Annotated in this window: 25 protein-coding genes, 1 tRNA gene and 1 pseudogene; 8 read left to right on the forward strand and 19 right to left on the reverse strand. The window is 64.2% G+C overall.

Going from position 1 to position 21743, the window contains the following annotated elements; genetic code table 11:
• Nucleotides 1–4 precede the first annotated feature (4 nt).
• Nucleotides 5–175 (forward strand): annotated as a pseudogene (locus MET49242_RS24515) (integrase core domain-containing protein); the annotation flags it as partial.
• A gap of 279 nt (nucleotides 176–454) precedes the next feature.
• Here the strand turns inward: MET49242_RS24515 and MET49242_RS19900 are convergent.
• From MET49242_RS19900 to MET49242_RS19915, 4 genes are all read right to left on the reverse strand, one after another.
• On the reverse strand, nucleotides 455–1084 hold the full coding sequence (locus tag MET49242_RS19900) for a UbiX family flavin prenyltransferase (protein ID WP_036285577.1): 630 nt from the start codon (nucleotides 1082–1084) through the stop codon (nucleotides 455–457).
• Between the two features lie 19 nt (nucleotides 1085–1103).
• Complete coding sequence (locus MET49242_RS19905) at nucleotides 1104–2741, reverse strand: UbiD family decarboxylase (protein ID WP_036285578.1); 1638 nt, start codon at nucleotides 2739–2741, stop codon at nucleotides 1104–1106.
• Between the two features lie 22 nt (nucleotides 2742–2763).
• Nucleotides 2764–3138, reverse strand: coding sequence for an SRPBCC domain-containing protein (locus MET49242_RS19910; protein ID WP_158497340.1), 375 nt, complete (start codon nucleotides 3136–3138; stop codon nucleotides 2764–2766).
• Nucleotides 3139–3360: 222 nt separating this feature from the next.
• Complete coding sequence (locus tag MET49242_RS19915) at nucleotides 3361–4401, reverse strand: FUSC family protein (protein ID WP_036285580.1); 1041 nt, start codon at nucleotides 4399–4401, stop codon at nucleotides 3361–3363.
• A 36-nt stretch (nucleotides 4402–4437) separates the two neighbouring features.
• Between MET49242_RS19915 and MET49242_RS19920 the strand changes: the two genes are divergently transcribed.
• Together MET49242_RS19920 and MET49242_RS26420 are read left to right on the forward strand one after the other, a co-directional pair.
• Nucleotides 4438–5796 (forward strand): UbiD family decarboxylase, encoded by a 1359-nt coding sequence (locus MET49242_RS19920; protein WP_084679237.1) that lies wholly within the window; start codon nucleotides 4438–4440, stop codon nucleotides 5794–5796.
• 318 nt (nucleotides 5797–6114) lie between these two features.
• Nucleotides 6115–6249 carry a hypothetical protein gene (locus tag MET49242_RS26420; RefSeq protein ID WP_256378600.1) on the forward strand — a complete coding sequence of 45 codons (135 nt, stop codon included), beginning with the start codon at nucleotides 6115–6117 and terminating at the stop codon, nucleotides 6247–6249.
• Between the two features lie 431 nt (nucleotides 6250–6680).
• Here MET49242_RS26420 and MET49242_RS25645 read toward each other — a convergent pair whose 3' ends face one another.
• From MET49242_RS25645 to MET49242_RS19960, 11 genes are all read right to left on the reverse strand, one after another.
• Nucleotides 6681–6827 (reverse strand): hypothetical protein, encoded by a 147-nt coding sequence (locus tag MET49242_RS25645; RefSeq protein ID WP_158497341.1) that lies wholly within the window; start codon nucleotides 6825–6827, stop codon nucleotides 6681–6683.
• Between the two features lie 216 nt (nucleotides 6828–7043).
• The gene (locus MET49242_RS26685) at nucleotides 7044–7328 is read right to left on the reverse strand and encodes an integrase core domain-containing protein (RefSeq protein WP_202804172.1); all 285 of its coding nucleotides are present in this window, start codon (nucleotides 7326–7328) and stop codon (nucleotides 7044–7046) included.
• Nucleotides 7262–8059, reverse strand: coding sequence for a hypothetical protein (locus tag MET49242_RS19925; RefSeq protein ID WP_202804173.1), 798 nt, complete (start codon nucleotides 8057–8059; stop codon nucleotides 7262–7264). The genes MET49242_RS26685 and MET49242_RS19925 overlap by 67 nt, the downstream gene beginning before the upstream one ends.
• A gap of 37 nt (nucleotides 8060–8096) precedes the next feature.
• On the reverse strand, nucleotides 8097–8924 hold the full coding sequence (locus MET49242_RS23585) for a tyrosine-type recombinase/integrase (RefSeq protein WP_144259718.1): 828 nt from the start codon (nucleotides 8922–8924) through the stop codon (nucleotides 8097–8099).
• A gap of 92 nt (nucleotides 8925–9016) precedes the next feature.
• Nucleotides 9017–9169 (reverse strand): Arm DNA-binding domain-containing protein, encoded by a 153-nt coding sequence (locus MET49242_RS25300; protein WP_144259719.1) that lies wholly within the window; start codon nucleotides 9167–9169, stop codon nucleotides 9017–9019.
• Between the two features lie 86 nt (nucleotides 9170–9255).
• Nucleotides 9256–9591 carry a hypothetical protein gene (locus tag MET49242_RS19935; RefSeq protein ID WP_036285581.1) on the reverse strand — a complete coding sequence of 112 codons (336 nt, stop codon included), beginning with the start codon at nucleotides 9589–9591 and terminating at the stop codon, nucleotides 9256–9258.
• A gap of 154 nt (nucleotides 9592–9745) precedes the next feature.
• Nucleotides 9746–9821: transfer RNA gene (locus tag MET49242_RS19940), tRNA-Lys, on the reverse strand.
• A 171-nt stretch (nucleotides 9822–9992) separates the two neighbouring features.
• Nucleotides 9993–10229, reverse strand: a complete 237-nt coding sequence (locus MET49242_RS19945; protein WP_036285582.1) for a DUF1467 family protein — start codon at nucleotides 10227–10229, stop codon at nucleotides 9993–9995.
• Between the two features lie 3 nt (nucleotides 10230–10232).
• Nucleotides 10233–10637: a methylmalonyl-CoA epimerase gene (gene mce, locus MET49242_RS19950; RefSeq protein ID WP_036285583.1), complete on the reverse strand. Its 405-nt coding sequence runs from the start codon at nucleotides 10635–10637 to the stop codon at nucleotides 10233–10235.
• A gap of 213 nt (nucleotides 10638–10850) precedes the next feature.
• A complete protein-coding gene (locus MET49242_RS19955; RefSeq protein WP_036285585.1) occupies nucleotides 10851–12137 on the reverse strand; it encodes a winged helix-turn-helix domain-containing protein in 1287 nt (428 codons plus the stop codon).
• Between the two features lie 264 nt (nucleotides 12138–12401).
• Complete coding sequence (locus MET49242_RS19960; protein WP_036285587.1) at nucleotides 12402–12983, reverse strand: hypothetical protein; 582 nt, start codon at nucleotides 12981–12983, stop codon at nucleotides 12402–12404.
• A gap of 301 nt (nucleotides 12984–13284) precedes the next feature.
• On the opposite strand from MET49242_RS19960, the gene MET49242_RS19965 reads away from it, so the two are divergent.
• Both MET49242_RS19965 and MET49242_RS19970 read left to right on the forward strand, forming a co-directional pair.
• The gene (locus MET49242_RS19965) at nucleotides 13285–13632 is read left to right on the forward strand and encodes a hypothetical protein (protein WP_036285589.1); all 348 of its coding nucleotides are present in this window, start codon (nucleotides 13285–13287) and stop codon (nucleotides 13630–13632) included.
• A 25-nt stretch (nucleotides 13633–13657) separates the two neighbouring features.
• Nucleotides 13658–14233: an NnrU family protein gene (locus MET49242_RS19970; protein ID WP_036285591.1), complete on the forward strand. Its 576-nt coding sequence runs from the start codon at nucleotides 13658–13660 to the stop codon at nucleotides 14231–14233.
• 1 nt (nucleotide 14234) lies between these two features.
• On the opposite strand, the gene chrA is transcribed toward MET49242_RS19970, so the two are convergent.
• Nucleotides 14235–15557: a chromate efflux transporter gene (chrA, locus tag MET49242_RS19975; protein WP_036285593.1), complete on the reverse strand. Its 1323-nt coding sequence runs from the start codon at nucleotides 15555–15557 to the stop codon at nucleotides 14235–14237.
• Nucleotides 15558–15691: 134 nt separating this feature from the next.
• On the reverse strand, nucleotides 15692–17035 hold the full coding sequence (gene gltX / locus MET49242_RS19980) for a glutamate--tRNA ligase (RefSeq protein ID WP_036285595.1): 1344 nt from the start codon (nucleotides 17033–17035) through the stop codon (nucleotides 15692–15694).
• Here gltX and MET49242_RS19985 point away from each other — a divergent pair.
• Both MET49242_RS19985 and MET49242_RS19990 read left to right on the forward strand, forming a co-directional pair.
• On the forward strand, nucleotides 17034–17234 hold the full coding sequence (locus MET49242_RS19985) for a hypothetical protein (protein WP_036285597.1): 201 nt from the start codon (nucleotides 17034–17036) through the stop codon (nucleotides 17232–17234). The two genes, gltX and MET49242_RS19985, sit on opposite strands and share 2 nt — an antisense overlap.
• Nucleotides 17235–17246: 12 nt before the next feature.
• Nucleotides 17247–18389 (forward strand): ceramide glucosyltransferase, encoded by a 1143-nt coding sequence (locus tag MET49242_RS19990; protein WP_036285599.1) that lies wholly within the window; start codon nucleotides 17247–17249, stop codon nucleotides 18387–18389.
• Between the two features lie 84 nt (nucleotides 18390–18473).
• Here the strand turns inward: MET49242_RS19990 and MET49242_RS19995 are convergent, their stop codons facing one another.
• Nucleotides 18474–18908: a DUF1810 domain-containing protein gene (locus tag MET49242_RS19995; protein WP_036285601.1), complete on the reverse strand. Its 435-nt coding sequence runs from the start codon at nucleotides 18906–18908 to the stop codon at nucleotides 18474–18476.
• A gap of 66 nt (nucleotides 18909–18974) precedes the next feature.
• Nucleotides 18975–20357: a class II 3-deoxy-7-phosphoheptulonate synthase gene (locus tag MET49242_RS20000; protein ID WP_036288894.1), complete on the reverse strand. Its 1383-nt coding sequence runs from the start codon at nucleotides 20355–20357 to the stop codon at nucleotides 18975–18977.
• Between the two features lie 205 nt (nucleotides 20358–20562).
• Between MET49242_RS20000 and MET49242_RS20005 the strand changes: the two genes are divergently transcribed.
• Nucleotides 20563–21732 (forward strand): acyltransferase, encoded by a 1170-nt coding sequence (locus MET49242_RS20005; RefSeq protein ID WP_051134348.1) that lies wholly within the window; start codon nucleotides 20563–20565, stop codon nucleotides 21730–21732.
• Nucleotides 21733–21743: the final 11 nt, after the last annotated feature.

Genomic DNA, 21743 nt, shown 5'->3' on the forward strand with positions numbered 1-21743 from the left:
TTTTCTGAGGGTGCCCGAAGTCTATCTGCGCGCCTACGACAGCGTGTCCGAAGCGCGCGCCTCGATCGGCCGATATCTGGCCTTTTACAACGAGCGGCGCCCGCATTCGAGCCTTGACGGGCGCACGCCCGACGAAGCCTACTTCGGCAAACAGGAAACAGCGATGGCCGCATGACCGTCGCCGTCGATTTTGTCGCAGCTCTGGTCGGGCTACGCCCTCCCCCCGCCGCGACAAAATCGAGACGCCCCGCGTTCAGCAAACCCCGGCAGCGATCCACTCAAAATCCGCCGGGAGCTGTCCAGACAACCGGGGCCAGCTCTGTGATCCAGCGCTCCGCGGAAGACGAATTTTCTCGACCAGAGAACCAGGGGACCGAGCGATCTGGATCAATGGCGTCGGCGATGACGGCGTCGTTCCCGATCGCGGATCCGTCTCCCTGACTTCGGCGGCGGCTCATCGGCCGGTGGCTAACTCCGCCGCCAGCGAAGTCGATCCATTTGTGGACGCCTCGCTCTTTTCTCCCCATCGGGGATAAGCGTTCAAGTCTAGATCAAACAGATCGAGGACCCGGCCGATCGTGTGCGCGACCATGTCGTCCAGCGTCTGGGGACGCAAATAAAAGGCCGGGACGGGCGGCGCGATGATACCGCCCATTTCAGTAACCGCCAGCATGCTTTTCAAATGGCCGGCGTGAAGGGGCGTCTCCCGCAGCAGCAACACGAGCCGGCGGCGCTCCTTCAGGCAGACATCCGCCGCCCGGCTGATGAGGCCGGATGTGACCCCATGCGCGATGTCGCTCATGCTCCGCACCGAGCACGGCGCCACGATCATTCCCATGGTCCGGAAAGAGCCGCTGGAAATCGGCGCCGCGATATCGTTTGGCGAATAGACGACATCCGCGAGGCCGCGCAGTTCCTCCGAGGACAAATCCGATTCATAGGCGCGCGTCATCTCGCCTGCCTTCGAAACGACGAGATGGCTCTCGACCTGCAACTCCCGAAGCGCCTTCAGGAGCCGCACGCCATAGACGATGCCGGTGGCGCCGGTGATGCCCACCACCATGCGCCGGGGCGCATTCCCCATTGTCAGACTCCTTGCATAATCATTCGGAGGTCGAGCCGACATGCCGGGGGTCGAAGTTCGACAAGGCCGCTGGCTTCGCGTCGAAGGCGAAGGGGCGATTGGATAGGGTGTAGCGGTACCACGGCGCGTCGTTCACGCGGCCGAGCTTGTGGCGCAGGCCGCCGAACGCCCCGTAGATCAGCCTGTAGGGCTGGCCGTGGAAGCGCTTGAGAATATCGAGCCACGCGCGGGGCTCGGCGCCAATGAACGCCTCCATTTCATGGGCGATCTCCTCCTCGGTCAGAAGCGTCACATTGTCTGGCGGGTCGCCGAGATCGGTCACCGCGCTTTTGATGAATTCGTCCGGATTCCAATCGCCGCCCATCGGCGTGGTGCAGTCCATGCCAATCTTCGAGGCGACGCCGGGTTCGGCGCATTTCGGATCGACCGTCATGGTGTTGCAGTCCTTGATCATCACGGTGTCGCGGTCGGGCATGTAGCGGAACGCCATGGCGGCGAGCACGGCCTGATCATCCCAGATGTCGACGTCGTCGTCGAACACCATCGCCACTTTGGGCAGCCCCTGCTTGGAGCAAGTGAGCATCAGGCCCAACGCTTGCTTGGCGTCGCCCGCGCCCAGCGGGCGAATCTTGGCATAGGCGATATTCGATAGACCACCTGCAGGGCAGCGCACCTCCACAACATCGATGCCCGCAAGGCGAAGCGCGCCGTAGAGGTCGGCCTCGATAGCGGGAAGCTGCAGCATATTGTCGGTGTACCAGGGATGCATGCCGCCAATTGTGCAGTGTTGGTAGATCGGGTCCTTGCGATAGGTCATCGCCTTTACCTTCAGGCGATAATTGTGCTTCATTCCGCCACCATACATGCCGGTGAATTCGCCATAGGGGCCCTCATCGAAGTTCAGCCCCTCGGTGGCCATGAGCTCGCATTCGAGGATGAGTTCAGCATTGGCCGGAGCCAGCACGTCAATTGTTTCGCATTTCACCATCTTCGCCGGCGCGCCGTAGAACCCTCCCAGCACCTCGAAATCATCGGTATCGCCCGGCACGCCAACCAGCGCCGCGATCTTGTCGAGGATCGGGCCGCCGATGACCATGGCGACCTCCAAGTTTTGTCCCTTCGCCGCCGCGGCCATCGCATGGATGCGCTGACGGTGCGAGGTGCACGTCATGTCAACGGACTTCTCGTTCTTCGAGCGGAACATGGAGCGATAGATGCCCCAGTCATAAACGCCGGTGTATGGGTGCTTGCTAATGAAGAGATTGTCGTTGGTATAGGCGTGGCCGTCGCGGTCGTGATGCAGGAACAGGGGAAGTCGGGTCAGGTCGACGTCGTCACCTTTCAAGATGACCTCCTTGCAGGGCGCCGTATCGACGATTTCCCATTTAACACGCGACTTCGCCTTCTCGGCCATCTTTCGGCCAGTCTGCGTCTTGTCGCACTCCATGGCCCAGGCATACATGTCCTGGTTCGAATAGGCATTGGCGAGGACCGAGAACTCGCAGTCCTTGATCTTCTCAATGAGCACCGCCTTGGTCGGATTGGCCTCAAGGATCATGGGAATTTGATCGACGCGGATTTCACCGGTGATTCGGACAAGAAATCCGGCGGCGTCCATCGCCCGCACGAAATCAGGAAGGGACTGCTGGGACGGCATGGGGGAGAGCTCCAGACCGGATTCAGGAAAAGACCGGGTCTGACAGGCCGGATTCGACGTATGCGCGCAGATGATCCATCAGCGCGCCCCAGATGGTGTTGCACTTGATGAAATTTGCTTCGTCATGTGGCCAGCCGCCATGGGTGACGCGGACGCGGGTCCGGCCGGGCGGCGCCGGAACGATGCTGAAAGCCGCAGTGGTGCCGACGGAGTCGCCGGGACCCTTGGCGCAGGTCCAGAGAAGTTCTTCCGGGTCATCCCGGTCGATGCGCCAGGAAAATTCGGGTCGGCCAGAATATTTCAAATTCCACAACGTTCCGACTTCACCGCTCCCCTCGACGTGCGACGTATTCCATCCGCGAAGGCCGTCGGCGGTGCTGAGTGCTTTCCTGACCATTTCTGGATCCGCCGAAATGAATATCTCGTGCTTCAGTGAATGTGCGCCAGTCATTTAGATCCCCTTTGAAGTGGCGAGATACTTGTCCGAATGGCGCGCGCAAGGCGAGCGACCGAGCCGCGTCGCGCCTCTCGTGAACCGTTGGCCGCCCTTGGCTCTCGGAAAGGAGCGACCGACGGCGACATCCGCTGTTTCGACTTCCAAGGCGGTCGGGCGCACGCTCTATGCCTCGCTACCAACGCGCGGCGCGGCGACGCGCGCGAGGACAGCGCTTCCGAAGACAATCGCCACGAGAGCGATCGTCGCGCCAAGCCCGGCCTCGACCAGACGTTCCATGAGCAGCGGCGACCAAGGAAGGGTTCCGCCAAGATTGCTCATGCCTATCGCCAGTGGCGTGATGAAGAGAAGTGCCACCCCATAGTTGCGGTCGATGAACAGTTCCGCGACAGCCTGACATATCGCGATGATGAGAATGAGGGCGAGAGGTCCGGGTTCCTGCGCAAACAGCGCCGCGGCGATCAAGACGCCGCCGAGCGTGCCCGACAGTAGTTGGATCGTCCGATGCATGGCGTCGGCGGGGGGGAACGTCGGCATCAACGCCGCCACCGCGATGGGGGCCCAGAAGGGATGGCCGATATCGATGGAACGGGCGAGCAACCAAGCGCTGGTCACGGCCAGCGCCGCAATGATGATGACGATCGCATGGCGTGTCCTGTCGAGGATAGCTCGGCCGGCCTGTATCCTCCTGGGCACGCCACGCACGAGGGATCGCGCGTCCACGGCGCCATTCGGCTCCAGCATGGTGAGCAGAATCGAGAATCCGACCCCGCCGACGCCGGCGACAATGGCCGGCAGGATTTCGTTCGCTGTCAACGGAATGCTGGCGACGACCAGCAGCGCCAAGACGAAGAAGATTTCGCCGCGCGGCGTCCATCCCATGACGGTTCCGAGCGTTCCCGCCGCCACCACAACGACGGCGAGCATGATGGACAACAGCCAATCCGGCCCCTGCGCCACAGAATAGACCGCCGCCACCGCGAGAGTGGCGACGAGCGCGACGCCGACCACGACTTGCGTCTCGACGCGGCGCTGGGTGGGTTCGCTGTGGCCATAGAGGGAGGTCAGCGCGCCGAAGGCCGCATAGACGGCAAAGTGAATGTGACCCGAAGCATACAGCGCCACGAGAGGCAGGCCCACCGAGGCACCAACGCGCAACGCGGCTCGAATGTCCTGTGTCTTTACCTTGAAAGGAAAGCTGTGCATTATTCACGCACCTGCGAGCAGTGAGAATTTTGTAACATGCCGTACAAAGACCTGCGAGCTTTTCTTTCGACCTTACGGCAATCCAGTGAATTGGTCGACATTACGCGGCCGATCGCCTTGCGGTATGACGTCGCCAAAGCTCTTGCCAAGAGCAGCGCGGTCGAGGGGCCGGCGCTCATGTTTAAGCAAAACGGAACGGAATTTCCGCTTGTCGCGGGCCTCTATGGTAATCGCCGGCGCGCGCTGATCGCCTTCGAGTCGACCGAGAAAACCATTCACGAACGCGTGACCAAAGGCATCGAGAATCCCATCGGCCCCGTCGACTTCGCCGGACCGGCGCCGTGCCAAGAAGTCGTCCTGACAGGTGATGACGTCGATCTCACGAAACTTCCGGTGCCGACATACAGTCCCCTGGATGGCGGGCCCTACATCACCGCTGGCATCGTTGTTTCCGAGGACCCCGACACGGGCGTTCCGGACATTGGCAACTACCGCTTTCAACTTCATGATTCACGCGTGCTGGGCGTGTTTTCCGCGCCGAATCACCGCTTCGGGAAGAACATGGCGAAAGCGATCGAGCGGAAGGTCTCGCTGCACGGCGCTATCGTCATCGGCATCGATCCCATGACGGCTTTCTCCTGCCAGGTTCAGTGCGCCGATAGCGCCAACGACTGGTTCGTCGCCGGCGGATTGCGTGGCGCGCCAGTAGAGTTGACGAACGCGCTGACCAGCACGCTCAAGGTGCCGGCCCATGCCGAATTCATCATCGAGTTCGTAGTGGACGCAAATGATCAGCGTCAGGAAGGACCGCTCGGCGAATATACGGGATACTACACGCCCGCTTCGCCCAAGCCCACAGCCAAGGTGACGGCGATCACCCATCGCCGCGATGCAATTTTCCAGGGCCTTCTGACGGGCAAACCGATCACGGAGAACCATGTTCTCAAGCAGATTCCATTTGAGGCGTCGATTCTGCGGCAGCTTCAGGCGCAGTTTCCCACCATTTCGGACATTTCGATCACCAGTTCTGGCGGCGTCCAGGTCTATGTCGTGATCGCGATGGCGCCGCGATACGCGGGCGAGGCGCGGCAGGCAATCCTCGCGGCGATGGCCTCGAACCTTCACCCGAAATGGGTGGTGGTCGTGGAGCCGGACATCGACGTCCGCAAATCATCGGAAGTGGAGTGGGCGATGTCGTTTCGAGTGAAGCCGCGCGAAGACGTATTCGTCGTCGATCATACGGCGGCGGCGCCGCTCGATCCCTATACCGACGGGGGCTATTCATCCTCGGTGGGCATAGACGCCACTCGGCCGTTCGGGGTGGCATTCCCTGAGGTTTCGGACGTGCCGGACTGGCGGACATTCGACCTTCCAGAGATCAACCGAGGTAAATAATACATCCCGTACATGAGGTTGCTGCTCCTCGGCGGCGGGGATGACCCTACCGCTGGCGATTCGTTGGACGATGAATGGAGAGCAACGATGACGATGTTTGCAGGAATGGGCGTGGGCGGCAAGCGAATGGCGGTGTGCATTTTTTGAACGACGCAGGCAAGGTTGTTTGGCACGGAATGGCCGACACGCGCCCGGAGATGGTTGACGCTGCCTTACGGCGCTTCAAGGGTGAACTCACGAAGGTCGGACTGGAAAGCGGGCCGTTCAGGCCGCAACTAATCCGAGGCTGTGTATCAGTCGACGCGGGATGATCCGGTGATGGGCGCCAGCATTGAGGCGTTGCTCGAAGCTCTGGCGTCGATGGGGGCGCAACTGGCCAAGCTCGCCGACGGCCTCAAGGAACTGGCGCGCACTTCGAGGCGGCTGTCGCGGCATAGCCGAGAAAAGGTTTGATGACGAAAAGGAGATTCTGAGTTGGAGCGATTCCGCCCCATCGGCGGTGAAGCGGGTGCGGACCGAAAGGGCGAGCACGCGACACGTTGGTTGCAGATCCAAAACCCGCGCTTAATGCATTGCGCCGCCCGATAGGTCAGTGCCAGCGTCGGCCCGGAATGTTGACGCAGGCTCGAATGTCGGACGTCGAAAAATACCTTCGATGCGGGCCGGCGCGAGGACGAGAAAACGCAAGAAGGCAGGTGACGCAGCGACCTCATGTAAAGAACCAACGGCGTCGCTGACTGAGTCATAAGTGGATTTCCCTGAGGTGGGTGTTCTGACTCATTTGGCGCGAGGAAGATTCGCGCCATGCCAGAGGCAGCGAAATTGCGAGAGGATGTTTCGGCTGGAGAGCTTCGGGCCTTTGCCCCGCGTTCGAAGGACGTAACTCAGAGCCGGCGCCCGCTGTCGCTGGCGGCGGTCCGCGAGGGAAGGACCGGGGTGAGGCTGCCAAGATTGGCGGCATGGATCGTCACACGTTGCTCGATTGGGTTCATCGCTTCATCGCTTCCGACCCAGAAGGCCTCTTCGATCATTTGACGGACGGCGCTGGCTTGACGAATTGGTCGCCGGGACCGTCGCCGACACAGCCGCCCTCGCCAGGCGCGAACAAAGAACTGAGCGTTCGATCAGGATGACGCTTTCGCTAGAGTTTCTCGATCCGGCGATCGCCAGAGCAGCCGTCGAAGAAAAGCTCTCCCGCGCGGCTATGGAGTCTCGCGCCTCGTCGATCTGCCTGTCCTTGTCGGAAATTAAATCCGGACATATCGGTGATGTAGTCCGCCGAGAATTGGTGTGGGAACAATGCGTCCGACAGCCTGAATGGCGCGCGGTATGGGCGCGTGCTTGTTTAGTGAGAGGTGAGTCCGCGCATCATTGTAATACGCCATGTAAGTAAGAAGCACGTGGCGCAGATGCCGCTCGCCAAACACGACGACATGATCAAGACATTCTTGTCGGACCGAGCCGATCAGCCGTTCCGCACAGCCGTTCTGCCAGGGCGAGCGCGGCGCGGTTGGACGGTCAGGAATGCCCATCGCCCGAAGGCGGCGTTTGAAGATCTCGCCATAGGCGCTGTCGCGGTCGCGAATGAGATATCTCGGCGCGGGATCCCAGCCACAGCCTCGGTTAGTTGCCGGGCCAGCCATTCGGCGGTCGGATGCGCCGTCACACCGAACCATAGCAGCCGACGTCGGTTGTGGCGTAAAATCAGCAGGCCATACAGTAGCTTGAAGGAGAACGTCGGAACCACGAACAGTTCCATCGACGCAATGCCATCGGCGTGGTTGCGGAGGAATGTCTTCCAGCCTTGAGAAGGAGGCCGGCGGCGTTTCGCCATGTACTTGGCGACCGAGGTTTGGCCAATATCGATTCCGAGTTTGAGCAATTCTCCGTGGATCCGCGGCGCGCCCCACAGGGGATTGGCCAGGCTCATGTCGCGGATCAGTTGTCGGACTTCCAGCGCCACTTTTGGCCTGCCGCTGCGAGGTCGCGACTTCCATCGCCAGAACAAACCAAAGCCAGCGCGATGCCAACGAATAACCGTCTCGGGCTTTACGATGGCCAAGGCGTCTTTAACTCTCGGCGCTATCTGATACAGCCAATCGAAAAACAGACAATCGAAGGCGCTGAATGCCGGCCGCTTCGCCGATTTTCTGCGCAGGACGTTGAGTTGCTGGCGCAGCGCAACGATCTCCGCTTCCAGTGACGCTCTGGATCGGAACAGGTCGATGATCGCCCGCCAGATCAGCTTGAACACGTCCGTCATAAGACCAAGCATGCCCCAACTTTCAGAAGCATTCCAGTCAGATTGAATTTGCGGTAGGGACAGCCGTCCGTCGCAAATCATGCGGCGTCCAATGCGCGAGCGGCGCGCCGTCAACTCGCGCAATCTCGGCGTCGATTCGGTCGCGGACGCGCGAGAATGACGAACGGAACACGCGGCCGTCGTCAGCGACGCGTGCGGCGTGCAGCCGCTGAAGGATACGCAGCGCGGGCGCGGAAAGCGGCGTCACATGCGCCTTGCGGTTCTTGGCGCGCGCCGCCGGCAAGGTCCAAACGCCGTTGTCCAAATCGACTTCGCGCCATTCGAGGCGGGCGACTTCGCTGAAGCGCGCGGCCGTCAGAATCAAGAGCCGGATGAAATCGCCGTCTTCGCCGCCAAGGCGTTCGGCGGCGCGCCGCACGCTGGCCAGCTCGCGGCCGTCAAGCACGCGCTCGCGCGGCGTCTCGGCGTGAAGCGGCTCGATTCCGGCGGCGGGATTGCGCGCAATCAATTCTTCGTCGACGGCATGGGCGAACAGGCGGCGCACGGTCGGCAACAGCCGATTGGCCATGACCGGCGCGCGTTCGCCGACGCATTCGAGCAAGGCCCGCACGTCGGCGCGGGAGACTTCGGCAATCGGCCGCGCGCCCCAAGCGGCGACGACTTCGCGCCGCAACAGGCGTCCGGTTGCGTCGACCGTCTTCGGGCTGGCCTTGCGCGCCATGCGCTGAAGGAAGCCGTCGACAAGCTCGGCGACGGTCTCGCGCTGGGGTTGACGGCGCTTGGCGGCGCGTTGCGCGGCGGCGGCGGCCTTGGCGGCTTCCTTGCGACGGCGTTTCAGCTCCGCAGGGTCTTTGCCTTCCAGCAACGCGAGACGCGCGGCGGCGGCGAGCTTTCGCGCCCCGTCGACGCCGATCGAGGCCGGACCGAGCGTCAGATTGCGCGATGCGCCGCCGAACCTTAGCGGAAGCCGAAGGACTTCGCGCCGGACGGGCGGATGACGACGCGAATCCGGGACTCGACGGGCAGTTCGTAAGGTCCGGCGCGAGGCGACAGCTTGGCGATGCGTGCATCGGTCAGCGGCTTTGTCTTTGCGGGAGATTGGGCGGGCATTGGCGGGCGTCCTTTCAAAAAGTAGCGGCGGCGGCGGCACTGCGCCGACGGATCGGGCAAGCTGGCGCGCGTTGTAACTGCGCTGATCAAGCTATAGGTATTGGATTGCCTGACGACGGCCGGCGCGTCGCGTCGCTGCACATTGTCTGGCGGACAGCGCGCAATTTCTGAACGGCCTTCTCCACGAAGCTCTCGCCGCCGTCCATGACGAGCGACGGAACGCCGCCGCGCTGTGCCTTCGCCCGCGCCCATGAGAAGGCGAGACAGCGCGACCAGCTCCAGCCGTGCGACGCCATAAGGCGAAGCTGACGATGGGCGTCGGACATGATGGCGGCGCGATCGAATGCGCCGGCGGGCGTGAGAAGGGGACGGCGGGCGGCGAGGGACGCGCCGGGGGGAGGGACGGCTTTGGGCGTGGCCATGGTCAATCCTTTCGAGATTGATCGTCCGCCGAATGCGCGTCGCGAGGGGCTGTGAAGGGCTTTCGAAAATTCCGAGTGTTACGTCAGTGCATACATCAGCTCGGATTTACTTCGGATCAGCGGCCAAAAAACCAACCTAACGCGTTGATTTTGTTGGTGAGCGCGCTGGGGCTCGAACCCAGGACCCCCTGATTAAAAGTCAGGTGCTCTACCGACTGAGCTACGCGCTCCAACCGGTCGCAAGCGCGACCGGATCTGCGTCTCGGTGACTAAAGCGAAGCGGGTCGGTCCGCTCGCCTGCCGCGTGAAACGGCCGTGATCAACTACCGGCCGGCGCCCTACCGGTCAACCCCGGCGAATTCCAATTGGGCCCCTTTTCCTGCGTCGACCGCGCGAGCCCGTCAAATCATGTATTTTGCAACCAGCACGACCGCTCCGAAAATCACCGCCGAGACCACGGTCGTAATCGCCGCCTTCTTCGCCAGTTGGGGCGCGACCGGTGCGCCGGGGTCGGCGCCCTCCGGGCGTTCCTCGCCCGCCTCTTCCGACGAGCGCACGCCCAGCGGAAGAACGGCGAACAGCACGATCCACCAGATGGTGGCGTAGATCGCCAGAGCGAGCGGGATGGGGAAGGGCATCGCTTACGCCTGCTCCAGCTCGACGAGCGTGCCGCAGAAGTCCTTCGGATGCAGGAACAGCACCGGCTTGCCATGCGCGCCGATCTTCGGCTCGCCGTCGCCGAGCACGCGCGCGCCGGAGGCCTTCAGCTGGTCGCGGGCGGCGATGATGTCGTCGACCTCGTAGCAGACGTGATGAATGCCGCCCGACGGATTCTTGGCCACGAAGCCGGCAATCGGCGAATTCTCGCCATAGGGCTCGAGAAGCTCGATCTTGGTGTTCGGCAGCTCGACGAAGACCACGGTGACGCCGTGCTCGGCCACGGTCTCGGGCGTCGAGACCTTTGCGCCGAGCGCGTTGCGATAGACGGCGGAGGCCTTTTCGACGCTGTCGACGGCGATGGCGACGTGATTCAGACGACCGATCATTTCTTCCTTCCAGAATTTGCGGGCGTTCGCGCGCGGCTATGTTTCCTTGCGGCAATAAGGCCACGGCGGGACAATTTCAACCGCGCGCCCCGATTCGCCGTCGGAGCGCATTCAGCAAAAGCTGACGGACCCTTGCGGCCGGAATGCGCTCCAAATTTATGTTTTTGCGTGATTTCTTGTTGCTCGCAGGATTCCACGCGAGCGGAAGGCGCGCTACGCGGCGCGGATGCGGGCGATCTGGTCCCGCAGCGGGGCCAGGCGCGGATCATGGGCGACGAAGGCGAACCACGGGCAGCCTTCCGCCTTGCCGCGTTCGAGGAGGCTGACCGCTTCGGCCTCGCGGCCGAGCGCCAGCGCGACGGAGGCCGCGAAGGACTGCGGCGCGCGGGCGTCCGCTCCGGTAGTTGCGGCGGCGAATGTCGCTTCGGCTTCGGCGGTCTCGCCCGCGCGCGCCTGCGCATAGGCGAGAACGCTCAGCACGAAGGGATCGCCGGGGCTGGCCAGCACGCCGCGGCGGGCGGCGGCGATCGCCTCCTCGTGCCGTCCGTCGAGGCTTGCGACGATCGAGACGACGAGGTGAAGCGTGGCGGCGTCCGGGCGAAGCTCCAGGCCCCGGCCCGCGCGGGCGACGCTTCCCTCGCGGTCGCCGGCGCAGAGCGTGAGCCATGCCTGAAGCGAGAGCAGCACCTGATCGAGGGGGGAGGCGCGCAGGCCCTCCTCCGTGTCGGCGATGGCGTCGGCGAGGCGGTCCAGTGCGGCCAGAACCCAGCAGCGATACCACCGCGCCTTGCCGTAGTGCGGATCGTCGGCGATGGCGCGATCGAGGAGCGTCAGCCCCTCCTGCGGTCTGCCCAACAGCGTTCCGCGCGCCCAGCCGAGAACCGCCAGCGCCGGGGCGAAATCGGGTGCGATGGCGAGCGCCCGGCCGGCCGCGTCCTCGATAATCGCGGCGGCCTGCGCAGGCCGGAGGTAGCCGCGGGCGACGCGGCCGGCGGCGATGTCGGCGGCGAGAGACCAGACGGGGGCGGAGCCGGGATCGAGCTCGGCCGCGGCGGCGATCGCCGCCTGCGCGCGCTCGAAACCGTCCCGGGTCCGGTTTCCGGCGAGTTCGTAGGCCGTCTGCCACAGGTCGAGGATGCGGGCGCTGGGAGAGGTTTCCGCGCGACGCCATGGCTCGGCGTCGATGTCGACCTCCTCGATCTCGGCCCTCAGCGAGAGCCCGCGGCCGTAGGACGTGGCGATCAGATCCCTGCCGCCGGCCTCGCGCAGCGGCTTGCGCAGAAGATAGGCGCAGCGGTCGATCGATTCGTCGGAAGCCGGCCGGTCCGGCCAGAGGCGCGAGGCGATGAGGTCTCTGGAGACGACAGCGCCGTTCGAATCGAGCAGAAGCTCCAAGAGCTGGCGCGCCTGCGGGCCTAGGTGGATGTGTTTCCCATCCCGCTGAAGGCCGCCTCGGGCGCTGTAGCTGAAACCCGCAAACCGCCGGACCGATTCACCCATGGCGACTCCCCGCGGTAGAATGATCGCATTCGCGCGGTCCGCGCAAGAGCCTGTAGCTAAGCGTATTTTTGGCTGCGGGAGCGTATAATTTCGCTGAACCATCGCAGCCACGGCCGCCCGTGCGGCCGACAAAAAAAACGCCGGACGTACCTCCGGCCCGGCGTTTTTGAGCTCCTCCTTGCGCCTGGGCGCCGGAGAACTCCCTCAGGCGTATAAGGAGTGAAATTGACGGCTGCATGACAAAAGCGCGCAGCTTTCGCCGCATCACCTCTTTCGCGCCGGCGCGGTCTCGCTGTCCTTTCCCCAGAAGAGCGCCAGCAGCGCCAGCAACACGGCCGCCGTCAGGAGGTAATATGGCGTGCGCGCGGAATAGAGACGCCCCACCGAGAACGGAAAGCGCGACACCCAATGTTCGCCGTTCGGCCCGTCGACGGTGACAATGCCGACATAATCGCCGCTTTCCTTGAAATCATATTCGAGATTGAGCGTGCCTGTCGGATAGATCCTGGGCGGCAGGTAGGCGACGGTGATCCTGTCGAGCTTCTCATGCTCCTCCTCTTCCTCGCCGACATTGCGCACGATCCGGAAATCCGTCTTCATGTCGCGCATTTCGTTCTGCGCATAGTCGAGGATGAAGATCGTGTCCCCGGTCGCTGGAATGTCCTCGCAGAATTTCCTGTGCGAGAGGCTCGGCTGGTAGCCGGTGAAATACATGAAGTCCGGGCCGACTTTCAGGACGCAGGCTTCCTGCTCGTGCCGTATGGCGCCATGCGCCAGCGCCGGCGCGGCGCCAGATGCGCCCAATGCGGCCAGCGCGCAAAGGGCAGGAAATCGAAGGTTGAACATGTCGTCCTCCCATCGTTCGGGCCGGGCCGAAAGCGCCTGCTTCGCACATGGCGCGCAACGGAGCCGACGGATATACGGCCCGGGCGAAACCCTGTCCCGCCCGCGACCGGCCCGTCTCTCGTCCGCCGCATCCCTCGTGAATGATCCGCCACCGCCCGCCTTCCGGCGCGCCGTGGAGCCATAGGGTAGATTGCGCCTTCTCCTTGCGGATCAAGATCTGCGCAGATCCGCAAAGCGGGTTCCTCTCCGGCCCGGGGACACGGTAAGATCGGCGCGTCGAAACGCTTCGAAGGTTGACAACATGCGCCGGCTCTTCGCCGCAGTGACGCTTGCCGCCCTCAGTCATCCCGCCGGCCCTGCGGCCGCGGCTGATCTCAACGACTATCCGACCTCGGCGCGCGCCGATTACGTCTTCGGCTGCATGAAGGCCAATGGCGACACGCGACTGTCGCTCGAACAATGCTCCTGCTCGATCGACGTCATCGCCAGCATCCTGCCCTATGAGGGCTATGTCGCCGCTGAAACCGTGGCGAGCGTCAATCAGCAGGCGGGGCAGGTCGGCATGATGATGCGCAACACCGGCGCGGCGCGCGACGTGCTGGAGACCTTGCGGCGCGCGCAGGCCGAAGCGCAGGTCAGGTGTTTCTAGTTATCTCGAAAGCGGCGGAGGGCACATGCTCATTCTCATTCTCGGAATCGCGATCTTTGTCGGCGTCCATGTCTTCGCGAGCTTTCGCGAACAGCGGGCGGCGCTGATCGAGCGGTTCAGTCTCAAGACTTACAAGCTCGTCTACTCGCTCGTCGCGGCCGCGGGGCTTGCGCTCATCATCCTCGGCTTCTCGCGCTATCGCGCCGAGGGCATGATCCAGATCTGGTCGCCGCCGGAGTGGACGCGCCATCTGGCCATGCCGCTCGTCTGGTTCGCCTTCATCGCGCTCGCGAGCCGCCGCGCGCCGCCGTCGCGGATAAGGGGCTGGCTGCGTCATCCGACGCTAGTCGCTGTGAAGAGCTGGGCGCTCGCGCATCTCCTCGTCAATGGCGATCTCGGCGGCATGATCCTGTTCGGATCGCTGCTCGGATGGGCCGTCTACGACCGCATCGCCGTGAAGAAGCGGGGCGACATGGGCGCCCCCCGCCTCGAAGCCTTTACGCGCGGCGATGCGATCGCGGTCGGCGCGGGGACGGCGATCTTCGTCTTGATCCTCTTCCTGCACCCGTGGCTCTTCGGCGTCGCCGTCCTGCGGGGTTAGGCTATAAAAGACGCAGGGCGAGCCCAGCCCCGACGCTGAGCAGGAGCGTCGGGCCGAGGCCCAGACCGAAGCGCATCGCCGCGCCCGCGACGGCCGAGAGCGCCAGCGCCGTCATGTCGACGCTGGCGAGGACAGGAAGTTCGAAGGGCAGGCCTTCCGGCGCCCAATGGGCGCGAACGAGGAAGTGCGTCGCAAACCACAAAGCAAGATTTGTAATGACGCCGACGACCGCCGCCGCGATCGCCGCAAGCGCGCCGCCGAGCGCCTTGTTTCCGCGTAGCCGCTCGACGAAGGGCGGGCCGGCGAAAATCCACAGGAAGCAGGGCGTGAAGGTCACATAGGCCGCAAGCAGTCCGCCGAGCGCTCCGGCCACAAGCGGGGGCAGGGCGCCAGCATTGCGGAAGGCGGCCATGAAGCCCACGAATTGCACGACCATGATCAGCGGCCCCGGCGTCGTCTCCGCCATGCCGAGCCCGTCGAGCATCTCGGCCGGCTGAAGCCAGTGGAAATGGTCAACGGCCTGCTGGGCGACATAGGAGAGCGCCGCATAGGCGCCGCCGAAAGTGACGACCGCCATTTTCGAGAAGAAGACGGCGATGCGGGTGTAGACATCGCCGGCGCCGAGGATTGCGGCAAGCGCGGCGACCGGAACAAGCCAGAGCGCCGCGAAGGCAGCGGCGACCATGAGCGCCCGCCGCGCGGGCGGAGCGTCGTCCATATCATCGTCGGTCGCATCGCCATGCGCCGCCATTTGCCCCGCGAGCCCGATGCGCGCGCCGAGTAAGCCGATCAGCCCTGCGCCCAAAACGATGAGTGGAAAGGGCGCATGGAAGACGAAGAGCCCGAGGAAGGCGAGCGCAGCGATCGCCTTCTGTGCGGGATTCTTCAGCGCCCGTCCTGCGAGCCGCCAGATTGCGGCTACGACCAGCGCCAGCACGGCGGCCTTCAATCCGAAAAAGGCGCCGTCGACGGCCGGCGTTGCGCCATAGGCCGCATAGATGAGGCTCAGCGCCATGATGGCGATGACGCCCGGCAGAATGAACAGCCCGCCGGCGACAAGGCCGCCGATCGTTCCGTGCGTCAGCCAGCCGATATAGGTCGCAAGCTGCTGCGCCTCGGGACCCGGCAGCAGCATGCAGAAATTCAGCGCGTGCAGAAAGCGGCGCTCGGAGACCCACTTCTTTTCGTCGACGAGCACGCGATGCATCAGCGCGATCTGCCCGGCGGGACCGCCGAAGCTCAGAAGCGCGATGTGGGCCCAGACGCGCGCAGCGGCGGCGAGTGTGACGGGGCGGGGAACTTGAGATACGGATTTCGACGACATGAAGCGCCCTCGGCTTGCGAAGCTGGACGCGATGCTTGGGCATGTCGCCGGATTGGCCGATAGCCAAACGGGGAGATCGCCTTCCCCGCGATCATCAAGCCATGCCCGAGGCCCCCGCGTCAACCTGCCCGCGCTTATCCGCCGAGCCGCGCGAGCGCCTTGTGGCGGCCGATGAGCGGCAGCAGCGCCGCAAGCTCCGGTCCGCTTTCCTCGCCTGTCAGCGCGAGGCGCAGCGGGTGGAACAGCGCCTTGCCCTTGCGGCCCGTCGCGGCCTTCACCGCGCCCGTCCAGGCGGACCAGGTCGTTTCGTCCCATGGCTCGGCGGGAAGGAGCTGCGCCGCCTCCCCGATGAAACCGGCGTCCTCGTGGATCGGCGAGATTTCCCCATCCACGACGCGCCACCATTTCAGAATCTCGTCGAAACGCGATAGATTGCCGCGCGCCGCGCGCCACAGCGGCTCGGCCTTGTGGCCGACGACGTCATGAGCTGCGAGGCGCTCTCTCACGTCCCCGAATTCATAGAGCGCGAGCGTGCGATGGGTGAGCGTTCGCAGATCTTCGGGGTCGAAACGCGCCGGATTGCGCGACACATGGGCGAGGTCGAAGCTCTTCGCCAACTCCTCCAGCGAGCGCATGGCGTGCACATTGTCGGAGGAGCCGGTGAGCGTCGCGAGCGCGGCGACCGCCATGGGCTCGTAGCCTTCCTCGCGCAGCGAGGCGATGGAGAGCGAGCCGGTGCGTTTGGAGAGACCCTCGCCGCTCGCGCTCACCAGCAGATTGTGATGCGCGAAGACCGGCGCGGCGGCTTGTGGCGCGAGCGCCCTGAAAAGCTGCAATTGAACGGCGGTGTTCGTCACGTGGTCTTCGCCCCGGATGACATGGGTGATCTTCATGTCGATGTCATCGACGACCGAGGGGAGCGTATAGAGGAAGCTCCCGTCCGCGCGGATCAGCACCGGGTCCGAGAGCGCTGCGCAGTCGATATGCGCCGGCCCGCGAATGAGATCGGTCCATTCCACGACGCCGGGCTCCAGCTTGAATCGCCAGTGCGGGCGGCGTCCCTCCGACTCCAGCTTCGCTTTCTCGGCGTCGGTCAGGCGCAGCGCGGCGCGGTCATAAACCGGCGGCAGGCCGCGCGCCTGCTGGATCTTGCGCCGCTTCTCCAGCTCCTCCGGCGTCTCGTAGCAGGGATAGAAGCGCCCCTCCTCGCGCAGCTTCGCCGTCGCGGCCTCGTATCGCGCAACGCGCTCCGACTGCCGGAAGACGGCGTGCGGAACAATGCCCAGCCAGGCGAGATCGACCTCGATCCCCCGCGCGAACTCCTCGGTTGACCGGGCGGAATCGGTGTCATCGAACCGCAGTATGAATCGTCCATGGTGCGTTGCGGAGAACAGGAAATTGAACAGCGCCACCCGCGCATTGCCGATGTGGATGCGGCCGGTCGGCGAGGGCGCGAATCGAACGATAGGAGAGGTCATGAGGAAGCTTCGTCAGGAGTTTTCGCAAACCATGCGTCGCGAAAAGATTCTCGCGCTGCAGCCCTTTTGCCAAGAAGCGGCGGCCTTGTCAGGCGGAATATTGAGCTGGCCGCGTCCGGGCGTCGCCGGTCGCGCGTCCCGCGACAAGGAGCAGGTCTCGCGCCGGCGCCGCGCCAGCGCCCTGCGTTGCGACGCGTAACGCGCCGCGCCCATGTTGCTGGCCTATGTCTGCGCCGGATGGTGCGCTTTCATCCTCGTCCTGAACTTCGCCGCGATGGGTGTCATGGCGCGAAAATGCAAGGCGCGGCCCCGCACCCTGCCGGCGCCGGCCGCCGCGCCGCCGGTGAGCATCGTGCGCCCCTTGCGCGGCCTCGAGACCTTCAGCGAGGAGACGCTGCGCGCGACTTTCGAACTCGACTATCCCGACTATGAAATCATCTTCTGCGTCCAGTCGCCGAATGATCCGATCATCCCGCTCGTCGAGCGCGTGATCGCGGAGCATCCGCGGCGGGAGGCGCGGCTTCTCGTCGGCGACGATTACGTCAGCGCCAATCCCAAGCTCAATAATTGTGTGAAGGGCTGGGAGGCGGCGCGCCATGACTACGTCATCCTCGCCGACTCCAACGCCCTGCCGCCGCGGGACTATGTGCAGACGATGCTCGCGGCCTTCGGGCCCGACACGGCGATGACCGTGTCGATGCCGATCGGCTCCCGGCCGAGAGGCTTCTGGGCGGCGGTCGAATGCGCCATCCTCAACACTTTCCAGGCGCGCTGGCAGTATGGAGCCGAGGCCATCGGCATTGGCTTCGCGCAGGGCAAGAACATGATGTGGCGGCGCGAGGTGCTCGACCGCGCCGGCGGCATTCGCGCGTTGGGGAGCGAGATCGCCGAGGACGCCGCCTCGACGAAGATCATCCGCGCGCAGAAGATGAATGTGCGCCTCGTCGACATGCCCTTCGAGCAGCCTCTGGGAGAACGCACGGCGCATGAAGTCTATTCGCGCCATGTGCGCTGGGCGCGTCTGCGGCGCGTCACGTTCCCGGCCTATTTCGCGCCGGAATTCATGAACGGCAGCTTCGTCGCCATTGTGCTCGGCGCATACGCCGCCCTGCAATTCGATGGGAGCGTCAGCGCCGCGGCGCTGGCGGCCGCGCTGATCGCCCTCTCGCTGCATTCCGGCGAGATCATGCTTGCGCGCATTTGCGGATTTCCCGTCGACTGGCGCACCCCCTTCGCGCTCGCCATGCGCGACCTGCTTTTGCCGGTGATGTTTGTCGATGCTGTGCTCTTCGACGATTTCGTCTGGCACGGAAATGCGATGACCGTTCGCGAAGTGGAGGACACGGCTGGGTAGGGCGCGTTCGGGCAAAGTGTAGGCGGTTTTCCGTTCGAACGCGCGACAGGATATGCCGCTGGAGCAAATTCCGCCGAATTTGCTTTAGCGCGCGCCCTCCCGCAACATTGCGATCGTTCGCGCGTCCTCTTCGCCCGCGAAAAATTTCTCCAGTGCCTTCGCGAAGATCGCTTCCTGCGGCGCGGCGTGCGCGAAGAGGGTTATCGACGATCTGAATTTCTTGCCGTCGACGTCGCCGAGCACGTCTGTTGCCGTGCGGCCCTCGATAGCGAGCATCGCCTCGACGCAGGCGCGCAGCCGCGGGCCAAGGATGGGATGGGCGAGATAGGCGACGGCCTCGTCCAGTCCAGAAATCCCGTAGAACTGCGCCGTCTCGCTGAAACCTAGGCCGCGCAGTTGAGGAAAGACATACCACATCCAGTGGCTCGTCTTGCGCCCCGCCTGCAGTTCCCGAAGCGCGCGATCGTAAGCGGAACGCTGCGCATCCACGAAGCGCCGGAGATCATGGGGGTCGTCCATTCGCGCCACTCCGTCGCGCTCTGCGCAGCGCCGCGCCGCGCAGACCCGATCGACGGCGAGCTCGACTCACTCCGCCGCGTGTTGTTCCTGCACGCCGCGCGCGACGCGTTCCGCCTTCAGCAGCTCCGCCACGAGGAAGGCCACCTCGATCGCCTGTTCGGCGTTGAGGCGCGGATCGCAATAGGTGTGATAGCGGTCGCGCAGGTCGTCTTCCGAGATGGCGCGGGCGCCGCCGGTGCACTCCGTCACGTCCTTGCCGGTCATTTCGAGATGAATGCCGCCGGCGTAGGTGCCCTCCGCCTGATGGACGGCGAAGAAGTTGCGGATCTCCGACATGATGCGGTCGAAGGGCCGGGTCTTGTAGCCAGCGGCGCTGATCGTGTTGCCGTGCATGGGGTCGCAGGACCACACGATGTTGCGGCCTTCGCGCGACACGGCGCGCACCAGCGCCGGCAGCGAGTCGGCGATCTTGTCGGCGCCGAAGCGGCAGATGAGCGTGAGGCGTCCCGGCTCGTTTTCCGGGTCCAGGGCGTCGATCAGGCGCATCAGCCCGTCGGGCGTCAGGCTCGGGCCGCATTTCAGGCCGATCGGATTCTTCAGCCCACGCATGAATTCGACATGCGCGCCATTTTCCTGCCGGGTGCGGTCGCCGATCCACAGCATGTGGCCGGAGGTCGCGTAATAATCGCCGGTGGTCGAGTCGATTCGGGTCAGCGCCTGTTCGTAGCAGAGGAGGAGCGCCTCGTGAGACGTATAGAAATCCGTCTGGCGTAGTTCGGGATGGTGCTCGGGGTCGAGCCCGATCGCGCGCATGAAGCCGAGCGTCTCGGTGATCTGGTCGGCGAGCTTCTGGTAACGCTCCGACTGCGGGCTGCTCTTGACGAAGCCCAGCATCCAGCGATGGGCGTTCTCGAGATTGGCGAAGCCGCCGGCCGCGAAAGCGCGGATGAGGTTCAGCGTCGCCGCCGACTGGCGATAGGCCAGAAGCTGGCGCTGCGGATCGGGCTCGCGCGCGGCGTCGGTGAAGTCAATATCGTTGATGATGTCGCCGCGATAGCTCGGCAACTCCTTGTCGCCCTTCTTCTCGACGGGCGAGGAGCGCGGCTTGGCGAACTGGCCGGCGATGCGGCCGACCTTCACCACCGGCGAGCCCGCCGCGTAGGTCAGCACCACGGCCATCTGCAGGAAGACGCGGAAAAAGTCACGGATGTTGTCGGCCGAATGCTCGTTGAAGCTCTCGGCGCAGTCGCCGCCCTGCAGCAGAAAAGCCTTTCCGGCGGCGACGTCGGCAAGCTGACGCTTGAGGTTGCGCGCCTCGCCGGCGAAGACGAGGGGCGGAAAACCGGCGAGCTGCCGCTCGACATCGGCCAGAGCCGCCTGATCCCGGTAGACCGGCGTCTGCTCGATCGGCAAATTTCTCCAACTGCCCGGCGTCCAGCGTTCCACTATCCCAAACTCCGAAAAATCAACGCCCAAGCGGGCGCGTCAGCGGCGCCGCAGCATCGGCGCGAGAGGCGCTTATAGATGAAAACGGCTTGAAAAGCGACCCTTTCGCCATAGGCCCCCGGCGAAGGCTTAATTGGGGCCCCCAGTTGGCGACGGTTCCCGTCAGCGGTTATAAGCGGAACGCATCCGCATGCCGCGTCGGGAGCCCATGCCTTTCATTCTGTCGCAATTCATCGAGGCCGCTCGCTGGATCGGCGCGCTCGTCGTGCTGGCGGTCCACACGAACAATATGTACATCAACCTCGCGGATATCATGACCGCGCCACATGCGCCGCCGGTCTACGCCTGGTGGTTCTTTGCGGCCTTCGAACTCGGCCACCAGGCCGTGCTCGGCTTTTTCGTGATGTCGGGCTATCTCGTCGGCGGCGCCGTCGTGTCGCATATCCTCAAGCGGCAGGACTTCCTGCGCGAATATTTCATCCATCGCGTCACCCGAATCTATCTCGTCCTCGTGCCGGCGGTGATTTTCACCCTCATCCTGGATCAGATTGGCCGCCGGGCCTTCGCCGATAGCGGCGTCTATGAGTGGCCGATGTTCGACGGACATTTTTCGGCGACGCTTTTTTTCGCGAGCCTCGTCAATCTGCAGAGCATCGCCTTCGACTATTTCGGCACCAACGGCCCGCTTTGGTCGCTCGCCTGCGAGTTCTGGTATTACGTCACCTTCCCGCTGCTGCTGCTGCCCCTGGCGCGCAATTATTCGCCGGCGCTGCGTTTTGGCGGCTTCGCGCTGGGCCTGGCGCTGCTCGTCGCGCTTTCCATCCCGCCGAGCTTCTTCAAGTTCGGCTATATTCTCTGGGCGGCGGGCGCCTTCGCCACGCTTCTGCCTCGGCCGATCATCCGTTCGCGCTGGCTGGCCCTCGCGCTCTATGCGGTTGTCGTGATCCTGATACGCTTTCTCGTGCGCGGCCCCAATCTCCTAGCCTGGCCGCGGTTGATGGATATTTCGGATTTTGTCGCCTCGATGCTCTTCATCGTCGTTCTGGTGTCGTTCCGCTTCGGTCCGCACGAGGGTTTCTCCCTGCTGCGGCCCAAGCTTCACAAGACGCTCGCCGATTTCTCCTTCTCGCTCTATTCGATCCACCTGCCGATGCTGATTTTCATGCGCGCCATGGTCGGTCATGTATTCGGCCGCGACTGGGCGACGCAGCTCGCCACGCCGCAGAATTACGCCGCCGCCTTTGCGGCCATGGCGGTCACGATCGTCTCGGGTTACGGTTTTTCGCGCCTCACGGAGGCCAGGACCGGCGCCGCCCGGCGGGCGTTGCGAAGCCTTCTCGACAGAATCGCGCCCGCCGCCGCGAGGCCGGCGGAGTAGACGTCGTCCTG

The sequence above is a fragment of the Methylocystis sp. ATCC 49242 genome, assembly GCF_000188155.2.
In the GTDB taxonomy this organism is placed as follows: domain Bacteria; phylum Pseudomonadota; class Alphaproteobacteria; order Rhizobiales; family Beijerinckiaceae; genus Methylocystis.

What these genes read in the sequence shown, in the direction of transcription:
- MET49242_RS19955 (WP_036285585.1), bottom strand. Translation starts at nt 12,137, where the DNA reads ATGGGTGAATCGGTCCGGCGGTTTGCGGGTTTCAGCTACAGCGCCCGA.
- MET49242_RS19965 (WP_036285589.1), top strand. Translation starts at nt 13,285, where the DNA reads ATGCGCCGGCTCTTCGCCGCAGTGACGCTTGCCGCCCTCAGTCATCCC.
- MET49242_RS19920 (WP_084679237.1), top strand. Translation starts at nt 4,438, where the DNA reads ATGCCGTACAAAGACCTGCGAGCTTTTCTTTCGACCTTACGGCAATCC.
- MET49242_RS19925 (WP_202804173.1), bottom strand. Translation starts at nt 8,059, where the DNA reads ATGACGGACGTGTTCAAGCTGATCTGGCGGGCGATCATCGACCTGTTC.
- MET49242_RS19995 (WP_036285601.1), bottom strand. Translation starts at nt 18,908, where the DNA reads ATGGACGACCCCCATGATCTCCGGCGCTTCGTGGATGCGCAGCGTTCC.
- MET49242_RS25300 (WP_144259719.1), bottom strand. Translation starts at nt 9,169, where the DNA reads ATGCCCGCCCAATCTCCCGCAAAGACAAAGCCGCTGACCGATGCACGC.
- MET49242_RS19985 (WP_036285597.1), top strand. Translation starts at nt 17,034, where the DNA reads ATGAGGAAGCTTCGTCAGGAGTTTTCGCAAACCATGCGTCGCGAAAAG.
- gltX (WP_036285595.1), bottom strand. Translation starts at nt 17,035, where the DNA reads ATGACCTCTCCTATCGTTCGATTCGCGCCCTCGCCGACCGGCCGCATC.
- MET49242_RS19910 (WP_158497340.1), bottom strand. Translation starts at nt 3,138, where the DNA reads ATGGTCAGGAAAGCACTCAGCACCGCCGACGGCCTTCGCGGATGGAAT.
- mce (WP_036285583.1), bottom strand. Translation starts at nt 10,637, where the DNA reads ATGATCGGTCGTCTGAATCACGTCGCCATCGCCGTCGACAGCGTCGAA.
- MET49242_RS19970 (WP_036285591.1), top strand. Translation starts at nt 13,658, where the DNA reads ATGCTCATTCTCATTCTCGGAATCGCGATCTTTGTCGGCGTCCATGTC.
- MET49242_RS19960 (WP_036285587.1), bottom strand. Translation starts at nt 12,983, where the DNA reads ATGTTCAACCTTCGATTTCCTGCCCTTTGCGCGCTGGCCGCATTGGGC.
- MET49242_RS19945 (WP_036285582.1), bottom strand. Translation starts at nt 10,229, where the DNA reads ATGCCCTTCCCCATCCCGCTCGCTCTGGCGATCTACGCCACCATCTGG.
- chrA (WP_036285593.1), bottom strand. Translation starts at nt 15,557, where the DNA reads ATGTCGTCGAAATCCGTATCTCAAGTTCCCCGCCCCGTCACACTCGCC.
- MET49242_RS19915 (WP_036285580.1), bottom strand. Translation starts at nt 4,401, where the DNA reads ATGCACAGCTTTCCTTTCAAGGTAAAGACACAGGACATTCGAGCCGCG.
- MET49242_RS20005 (WP_051134348.1), top strand. Translation starts at nt 20,563, where the DNA reads ATGCCTTTCATTCTGTCGCAATTCATCGAGGCCGCTCGCTGGATCGGC.
- MET49242_RS26420 (WP_256378600.1), top strand. Translation starts at nt 6,115, where the DNA reads ATGGGCGCCAGCATTGAGGCGTTGCTCGAAGCTCTGGCGTCGATGGGG.
- MET49242_RS26685 (WP_202804172.1), bottom strand. Translation starts at nt 7,328, where the DNA reads ATGGGCATTCCTGACCGTCCAACCGCGCCGCGCTCGCCCTGGCAGAAC.
- MET49242_RS19935 (WP_036285581.1), bottom strand. Translation starts at nt 9,591, where the DNA reads ATGGCCACGCCCAAAGCCGTCCCTCCCCCCGGCGCGTCCCTCGCCGCC.
- MET49242_RS19905 (WP_036285578.1), bottom strand. Translation starts at nt 2,741, where the DNA reads ATGCCGTCCCAGCAGTCCCTTCCTGATTTCGTGCGGGCGATGGACGCC.
- MET49242_RS19900 (WP_036285577.1), bottom strand. Translation starts at nt 1,084, where the DNA reads ATGGGGAATGCGCCCCGGCGCATGGTGGTGGGCATCACCGGCGCCACC.
- MET49242_RS25645 (WP_158497341.1), bottom strand. Translation starts at nt 6,827, where the DNA reads ATGATCGAAGAGGCCTTCTGGGTCGGAAGCGATGAAGCGATGAACCCA.
- MET49242_RS19990 (WP_036285599.1), top strand. Translation starts at nt 17,247, where the DNA reads ATGTTGCTGGCCTATGTCTGCGCCGGATGGTGCGCTTTCATCCTCGTC.